The following is an 8085-nucleotide window of genomic DNA, read 5'->3' as shown; positions in this document are numbered from 1 at the left end:
GCCCGCGCGCGAGGCGGGCTCGCCGCGGCGAGTCGTCAGGGCGCCTTCCGGCGAGCTCAGCCCGCGGCCGCGGCGGGCGGGCTGCCCTCGCCGGGCCTGAGCTCACCCGCGTCCGCATCCGAGGCGCTGCGCTGGTCGCGCTTGCGCCCGGGGTGGTCGCGCATGCCCGGCGCGTACGGCATGACCACGTTGCGCCCCGCGCGCTTCGCCGCGTACAGCGCCCCGTCGGCGCAGTCGATGAGCGCGCCGAGGTCGCGCGCGTCGTCCGGGTAGATGGCGACGCCCACCGAGATGGTCACGTGGCCGGGGCCGACGCCCGGGTGCGGGATGGCCGCGGCGGTCACGGCGGCGCGCAGCTTCTCGGCGGCGACGAGCGCGGCCGCGCGGTCGGCGCGGGCGAGCACCACCGCGAACTCCTCGCCGCCGTAGCGCGCCACGACGTCCACCTTGCGCGCGGCCCCGCCCAGCACCGCCGCGACCCGGCGCAGCACCGTGTCGCCGGAGGCGTGGCCGAAGGCCTCGTTGTAGCGGCGGAAGTGATCGACGTCGACGAGGGCCACGGCGGTCGCGTGGTCGAAGCGCGCGCTCCGCTCGAGCTCGTCCTCGAGGCGCGCGAACAGGCTCCGGCGGTTGTGCGCACCCGTGAGCGCGTCCGTCTGTGACAGCCGGACCATCTTCTGGTGGAGGCGCGCGTTCGCGACGGCGATGGCGGACTGCGCCGCGATCGCCTCGAGCAGCCGGCGCTCCTGCGGCGAGAGCCCGCCGCCCGCCGGCCGGAGCGCGATCGCCCCCGCGCCCTCCTCGCCGCGGGCCATCGGCACCTCGAGCCAGCCGGGGCGCGCCTGGCCCGGGGGGAGCCGGGTGCCGACCGCCGCCCCGTCGCTGCCGTAGGCGGCGCGCACCACCCGCTCGCCGGTCGCCTCGTCGACGAGGAGCACCTGGAGCTCCGCCGCGCCGAGGGCGCTCCCCACCTGCGCGGCGGTCGCGCGGACGAGCTCGTCGAGATCGAGCGTCGCACCGAGCGTGCGCCCCAGCTCGAACAGCAGCGTCAGCTCGCGCACGCGCGCCTCGAGCTCCGCCTTGAGCGAGAGCTCGCGCTCCATCGAGGCGATCGACGCCGCGTCCTCGATGCGGCGGACGTGGAGGTCGGTGATGGCGGCGAGCGTCTCGTTGTAGGTGCTCGCCACCTGGCCGATCTCGTCCTCGCCCTCGTCCGGCACGCGGTGCAGGAAGTCGCCCTCGCGCGCCCGCCGCATGCCCGCGGCGAGCCGCCGGAGGCGGCGGTCGACGACGTAGCGCACCACCACGAGGTGCATCGCCGCGAGCCCCGCCGCCAGCACGACGAGCGCCACGAGCGCGATCCGGTGGAGCGGCTCGACGGCCGGCGCGAGCGCCCGGCTCTCGTGGCGCAGCCAGAGGACCACGGCGAGGGAGAAGAGGAGGCCGGGGGCGCCGACCGCGATGAGCAGCTTGCGGCCGATGGAGCGCCGGATCGATCGGAGCATGGGCGAGGGAAGGTTATAACCCGTCGGATGCGTCTCCTGACGAGCGAGCGGCTGGCCGCCTTCCCGCACGGCTTCACGACCCGCCCCGGCGGCGCGTCCCCGCCGCCCTGGGACGCCCTGAACCTGGGGGGCGCCGTGGGCGACGAGCCGGCCCGGGTCGAGGAGAACTGGCGCCGGCTCGAGGCCGCCACCGGGCTGCGGTTCGCGCGCGTCCGGCAGGTGCACGGGACCCGCTGCCTCCGGGCGACGGCGGCGACCCCGCCGGCGGAGGAGGCGGACGCGGTCGTGTCCGTCACCGCCGGCGTCGCCGCGTGCGTCTCGGTGGCCGACTGCGTGCCGGTGCTCGTCGCCGATCCCGAGGGCGGGGCGGTCGCCGCGGTCCACGCCGGCTGGCGCGGCACGATCGGGCTCGCCGCCGCCGAGGGCGTCCGCGCGCTCGCGCGGGAGGGCGCCGACCCGGCGCGCCTCGTCGCCGCCATCGGCCCGTCGATCGGGCCGTGCTGCTACGAGGTCTCGGCCGAGCTCGCCGAGCGGTTCCGGGCGCGCTTCGGCGCCGAGGTCGTCCGCGCCGGCGCCGCTGCGCGCCTCGACCTGTGGCGCGCGAACCTCCTCGCGCTCGAGGAGGCCGGGGTGCGTTCCGAGCGCGTCGAGGTGCTCGGCCGCTGCACCGCCTGCGAGCGGGAGCTGTTCTTCTCTCACCGTCGCGACGCGGGGCGCACCGGGCGCCAGGTAGGCTTCATCGCACCCGCGTCCGCTCCCGGCAGCGCACATCCGCGGCGGCCAGGCGAGGGGCCCCTTCCTTGACGGGCGGCCCCCGAACCCTAGAATTTTCCAGTTTTGAGACCCCTCGCGCGAAACGCCTCCGCGGCGCTCGTCGTGTTGCTCGGCTGCGCCGGCGGCGGCGCCGCCGCGCCCTCGGAGGTCGAGGCGCTCCGCGCGGAGGTGCGCGCGCTGCGCGCCGACAACGAGGTGCTCGCGCGCAAGGTGGACGGGCTCTCCGCACGCATGGAGCTCGCCGGCGCGCGCGCCGCGCGAGACCCGGCGCCGCGCCGCGCCCCGGCCGCCGAGGCGCTCCCGCCCGTGGTCCCGCCCGACCTGGCGGTCGTGAGGGTGGAGCCCTCCGAGCCGCCCCCGGTCGTCCTCAGGATGGCTCCCTCCGAGCCGCTCCCCGCGGTGGTCCCCGCCGCAGGCGCACCCCAGCCCCGGCGCCCGCCGCCGCCCGTGCCGACCGCGCTCCCCCTCGCCGAGCCCGCGCCCGAGCGGCTCGAGGCGCGCGCGCTCGGCGGCGGCCGCGAGCTCTCGGTCGAGGCCGATCGCGAGCTCCGCGCGGCGCGCCGCCGCGACGGCGTCGCCCGCGCGCACGCCCTCGAGGACTTCGTCGCCCGCTACCCGCGCCACCCCGCGGCCGACAACGCGCTCGTCGAGGCGGCCGAGTCGTACGCGGCGGCGGGCAAGGACGACGCGGCCTGCGCGCTCGCGGCACGGGCCGGCGACGACTACCCCGCCGGCGACGCGCTGTCCGGCGCCCTCGAGCGGCTCGCCGCCTGCGAGTCCCGGCGCGGCTCCGCCAGCGCGGAGCGGCGCATCCTCGAGCGCCTCGTCACCGAGTTTCCGAGGACCCCGGCCGCCGAGCGCGCCGGGACTCGCCTCGCAGCCATCTCCGGGCAGGGCGGCGACACGTCGCCGCGCGTCCCGGCAAGGAGCGGTCCATGATCCGCAGACACCTCGTCGCCGTCCTCGCCCTCCTTCCGGCCGCTGCGCTCGCGCAGGCCGGGGCGCTCGACGCGGCGCGCGACGCCGCCCGGACCGCGAGCGCCGATCCGCAGGTGGAGGCCACCGGCGCCGTGCAGGACGGGGCGCCCTCGGAGACCGCGGCCGCCGTACCCGCGGACGCGGCCGGCGCACCGGCGGCGGGCGAGGAGGGCCTCGCGCCGGCCGTGGCCGGCACCGCGCTCGCGCTGGAGGACGCCGCCACGAGCGGCGGCCAGACGCCGGACACGTACACGATCCGGCCCGGAGACACGCTCTGGGATCTCTCCGGCCGCTACCTGAACAACCCCTGGTACTGGCCGAAGATCTGGTCCTACAACCCGGACATCGAGAACCCGCACTGGATCTACCCGGGCAACCTGCTCAGGTTCTACCCCTCCGCCGACGAGGGCCCGACGCGCGTCGAGCCGGCCGGGGAGCCGGTGGCCGAGGCCGAGGAGGCGCCGCCGCGCGAGCTCGAGGACCTCTCCCGCGCGGACGGGAAGTCCGACGACGACGGCGACGCGGTGGCGGTCGTCGGGCCCTACAAGATCGGCTACGTCTCCCCGCGCGCGCTCCTCGCGCGGCACGACACGTTCGTCACCCCGCGCGAGCTCGCCGAGTCGGGCGCGATCAAGGCCGCGTTCGAGGAGAAGCTCATGCTCTCCAGCCACGACAAGGCGTACGCGCGGTTCGAGCGGCGCGCCGAGGTGAAGCCGGGCGAGACCTACGTCATCTTCAAGACGGAGCGGCCCATTCGCCACCCGCGCACGAACGAGCTCTTCGGCTGGCAGTCCACCGTGCTCGGCGCGGCCAAGGTGGTCGCGGTGGACGACAAGGCGGCGACGCTCGTCATCACGCAGTCGTTCGAGCCCATCGAGCGCGGCGCCATGCTCGGTCCGTGGACGGAGCGCTTCCTCCGCCGGGTGGATCGCCGCGCGAACCGCCGCGCGCTCGAGGGCACCATCGTCGGCGGCCAGGTCCAGGTCGTCACCCAGCTCGGAGAGCACCACGTCGTCTTCATCGACCGCGGCTCCGCCGACGGCGTGGAGGAGGGCAACGTCTTCACGGCGGTCCGCGCCGGCGACCCTTACGGCCGCGCGCCGGGCCTGCCGGCCTGGGATTCGAGCCTCCCGAAGGAGGACATCGGCGAGATGCTCGTCATCGACGTGAAGGAGCGCGCCTCGGCGGCGCTCGTCACGCGCAGCCTCGTGGAGCTCGCCATCGGCGATCGGGTGGAGATGCGCGCCGTCCGCTCGGCGGCCGAGGGGGCCGGCGGTCGCTAGCTCCACCGTCCTCCGGGTGCGCGGGCGCCGGCCAGGCCGTCGCTCTCGCACGGCTTCCCGCGCGCCCTCCCGCCGGCCGCAATCCTACCGGTTTACGGGAGGTAGGAGGCCGTTTTGACCGTGTCGGCAGGTACGGTCCGTGCATTCGGCGGCGGGTCCCCACCTTGACGCTCCACCACCCGGTGGGTATATGGCCCCGCTCCATGGAGGAGGCGACCACCATCCGTCCGGGCGACGGCCTTTACCCGGACCGCCTCGCGCAGACGCCCGATCGTCCGGCCGAGCTGCGCCTGCGCGGCGCGCTCGCCGACCTCCGGCGCGTCGCCGTCGTCGGCTCGCGCCACCCGGACGCCTACGGGGAGGAGATGGCGCGCCTCCTGGCCGCGGGGCTCGCCCGGGCGGGCGTCTCCGTCGTCTCCGGCGGCGCCCTGGGCATCGACGCCATCGCGCACCGCGCGGCGCTCGACGCGGCCGGCCACACGGTCGCCGTCCTCGGCACCGGCGTCGACGTGCTCTACCCGGCCTCGAACCGGCCGCTCCTCCAGCGCGTGCTCGCCGAGGGCGGCGCGATCCTCTCCGAGCTGCCCGACGGGACGCCGGGCTTCGCCGGGAACTTCCCCCGGCGGAACCGGATCGTCTCGGGCCTGTCGGAGGCGGTCGTGGTCGTCCAGGCCGGGGAGAAGAGCGGGGCGCTCATCACGGCCGACTGGGCGCGGACGCACGGCGTGCCGGTGTTCGCGGTGCCGGGCGACGCGCGCGAGCCGCTCTCCGCCGGGCCGATCGCGCTCCTCCGCCGGGGCGCGAAGGTCGCCGCCTCGGCCGAGGACGTGCTCGGGGCGCTCGGCATCCCGGCAGCGCCGGTCGCCGAGCGGCAGCTCGCGCTGCCCGCGCTCGCCGCGCCCGAGAGCGCGCTCCTCGCGGCGCTCGCCCGGCGCCCGCGTCACGCCGACGAGATCGCGCGCCAGGCGGGCCTCGCGCCCGGCCCGGCGCTCGCCGGGCTGCTCACCCTCGAGCTCGAGGGTTTGTGCGAGCAGCGCCCGGGCCATTACTTTCTGCGCCGCACGTAGGGGGACCCCGACAGATGCCGAGAGCCACGAAGGTCGCAGCCGCGGAGGGCATGAAGAAGGAGAAGGCCGCTCCGCCCAAGCGCGCCGCGAAGAAGCCCGCGGTGGGGGGCAACCTCGTCATCGTCGAGTCGCCCGCCAAGGCGAAGACGATCAAGAAGTACCTCGGTCGCTCCTACGACGTCCGCGCGTCGGTCGGCCACGTGAAGGACCTGCCGAAGTCCAAGATCGGCGTCGACGTCGAGGCGGGCTTCACGCCGCAGTACGACGTCATCAAGGGGAAGGCCAAGGTCCTCTCCGAGATCAAGCGCGCCGCGCGCACCGCCGAGCGCGTCTTCCTCGCGACCGACCCCGATCGCGAGGGCGAGGCGATCGCCTTCCACATCGCGGAGGAGATCGGCGACTCGGGCGACGGCCGCGTCCGCCGCGTCCTCTTCAACGAGATCACCAAGAACGCGATCCAGAAGGCGATCGAGAAGCCGCTCGACCTCGACCGCAAGAAGTTCGACTCGCAGCAGGCGCGCCGCATCCTCGACCGGCTCGTCGGCTACCAGATCAGCCCCATCCTCTGGAAGAAGGTCCGCCGCGGCCTCTCCGCCGGGCGCGTCCAGTCCGTGGCGGTGCGCCTCGTGGTCGAGCGCGAGCGCGAGATCGAGGCGTTCAAGCCCGAGGAGTACTGGACGCTCGAGGCGGAGCTCGCCGCGAAGCTCCCGCCGGAGTTCCGCGCCCGGCTCTCGAAGGTCGACGGCCAGAAGGCGGAGCTGAAGGAAGGCGCGGTCACCCACGCGCTCGTGAAGGACCTCGACGGCGCGACCTACGTCGTCGCCAACGTCGACAAGAAGGAGCGCCGCCGCAACGCGCCGCCGCCCTTCACGACGGCGAAGCTGCAGCAGGAGGCGGCGAACCGCCTCGGCTTCACGGCCAAGAAGACGATGACCCTCGCGCAGAAGCTCTACGAGGGCGTCGAGCTCGGCGACGAGGGCGCGATCGGCCTCATCACGTACATGCGCACGGACTCCGTCCGGCTCTCCACCGAGGCGGTGGACGCGGCGCGCGGCTACATCGCCGACGCCTACGGCAAGGACCACCTGCCGGAGGCGCCGAACGTCTACAAGACGAAGGCGAAGGCCGCCCAGGAGGCCCACGAGGCGGTCCGCCCGACCTCGCTCGAGTGGACGCCGGCCCGCGTGGCCCCGTACTTCGAGCAGATCGGCGAGCGCGACATGTACCGGCTGTACGAGCTCATCTGGAACCGGTTCGTCGCCTGCCAGATGGTCCCGGCGGTCTACGACCAGACCACCGCGGACATCACCGCCGGCCGGGCCACGTTCCGGGCCACCGGCTCCATCCTCAAGTTCCCCGGCTACCTCGCCGTCTACGGCGCGAAGCCGCCCGAGGAGGAGGCCGGCGCCGAGGAGGAGGCGAAGGAGAACGGCGATCGCGAGAAGGCGAACGAGGAGCGCCAGCTGCCGCCGCTCGAGGCCGGCATGACGCTCGACCTGCGCCGGCTCCTCCCCGAGCAGCACTTCACGCAGCCGCCCCCGCGCTTCAACGAGTCGTCCCTCGTGAAGGAGCTCGAGCAGCGCGGCATCGGCCGGCCGTCCACCTACGCCGCCATCCTCGAGAACATCCAGGAGAAGACCTACGTCGAGAAGGTCGAGCGGAACTTCAAGCCGACCCACCTCGGCCTCGTCGTCACCGACGAGCTCGTGAAGAGCTTCCCGCGCGAGATGGACCTCGCCTTCACCGCCGGCATGGAGGAGCGCCTCGACGAGATCGAGGAGGGGAGCGCCGCCTGGCAGCAGGTCCTGAAGGACTTCTACGACAGCTTCAAGGACGACCTCGCGAAGGCCGAGGTCAACATGCGCGACGTGAAGCGCCAGGAGATCGCGACCGAGCTCACGTGCGAGAAGTGCGGCAAGCCCATGGTCATCAAGTGGGGCCGCATGGGCGAGTTCCTCGCGTGCTCCGGCTACCCCGAGTGCCGGAACACGATGAACTTCAAGCGCGAGGACGGGAAGATCGTCCCGGAGAAGGAGGAGGACGTCCCGACGGACGAGAAGTGCCCGGAGTGCGGCGCCGCGATGGTGATGAAGCGCGGCCGCTTCGGCCGCTTCCTCGCGTGCACCCGCTACCCCGAGTGCAAGGGCACGAAGCCCATCTCCATCGGCGTGTCCTGCCCGAAGGGCTGCGGCGGGTACATCACGGAGAAGCGCTCGCGCCGCGGGAAGACCTTCTACGGCTGCTCGTCCTATCCCAAGTGCGACTTCGTGTCCTGGGATCGGCCCCGGAACGAGGCCTGCCCGCAGTGCGGCAGCGCGTACCTCCTCGACAAGTACTCGAAGAAGACGGGCCCGTACGTGGCCTGCCCGAACAAGGAGTGCGGCTACCGGCGCGACTCCGAGGCGAAGGGTCCGGAGACCGCGCCCGAGAGCGCGTAGCCGAGATCCGATTCTCGCCCCAGCGAGCGAAGCGAGCCCG

6 protein-coding genes are annotated in these 8085 nt (G+C 74.6%); 5 read left to right on the top strand and 1 reads right to left on the bottom strand.

What is annotated here, in order from left to right:
* Positions 1 to 56: 56 nt before the first annotated feature.
* Positions 57 to 1505 (bottom strand): diguanylate cyclase, encoded by a 1449-nt coding sequence (locus tag MNZ39_RS22325; protein ID WP_242341302.1) that lies wholly within the window; start codon positions 1503 to 1505, stop codon positions 57 to 59.
* 27 nt (positions 1506 to 1532) lie between these two features.
* On the opposite strand from MNZ39_RS22325, the gene pgeF reads away from it, so the two are divergent.
* The 5 genes from pgeF to topA all read left to right on the top strand — a co-directional run bounded on the left by pgeF (position 1533) and on the right by topA (position 8045).
* Positions 1533 to 2309 (top strand): peptidoglycan editing factor PgeF, encoded by a 777-nt coding sequence (gene pgeF / locus MNZ39_RS22320; protein WP_242341301.1) that lies wholly within the window; start codon positions 1533 to 1535, stop codon positions 2307 to 2309.
* A 33-nt stretch (positions 2310 to 2342) separates the two neighbouring features.
* The gene (locus tag MNZ39_RS22315) at positions 2343 to 3218 is read left to right on the top strand and encodes a tetratricopeptide repeat protein (protein ID WP_242341300.1); all 876 of its coding nucleotides are present in this window, start codon (positions 2343 to 2345) and stop codon (positions 3216 to 3218) included.
* Positions 3215 to 4540: a LysM peptidoglycan-binding domain-containing protein gene (locus tag MNZ39_RS22310; RefSeq protein ID WP_242341299.1), complete on the top strand. Its 1326-nt coding sequence runs from the start codon at positions 3215 to 3217 to the stop codon at positions 4538 to 4540. Before MNZ39_RS22315 ends, MNZ39_RS22310 begins: the two co-directional genes overlap by 4 nt.
* A gap of 203 nt (positions 4541 to 4743) precedes the next feature.
* Complete coding sequence (dprA, locus tag MNZ39_RS22305) at positions 4744 to 5607, top strand: DNA-processing protein DprA (protein ID WP_242341298.1); 864 nt, start codon at positions 4744 to 4746, stop codon at positions 5605 to 5607.
* Between the two features lie 14 nt (positions 5608 to 5621).
* Positions 5622 to 8045, top strand: coding sequence for a type I DNA topoisomerase (topA, locus tag MNZ39_RS22300; protein WP_242341297.1), 2424 nt, complete (start codon positions 5622 to 5624; stop codon positions 8043 to 8045).
* Positions 8046 to 8085: the final 40 nt, after the last annotated feature.

The organism is Anaeromyxobacter sp. SG66, assembly GCF_022690805.1.
Taxonomy (GTDB): domain Bacteria; phylum Myxococcota; class Myxococcia; order Myxococcales; family Anaeromyxobacteraceae; genus Anaeromyxobacter; species Anaeromyxobacter soli.
The sequence above is the reverse complement of the archived record's forward strand: the minus strand, read 5'-3'. Positions and strand labels throughout refer to the sequence as shown.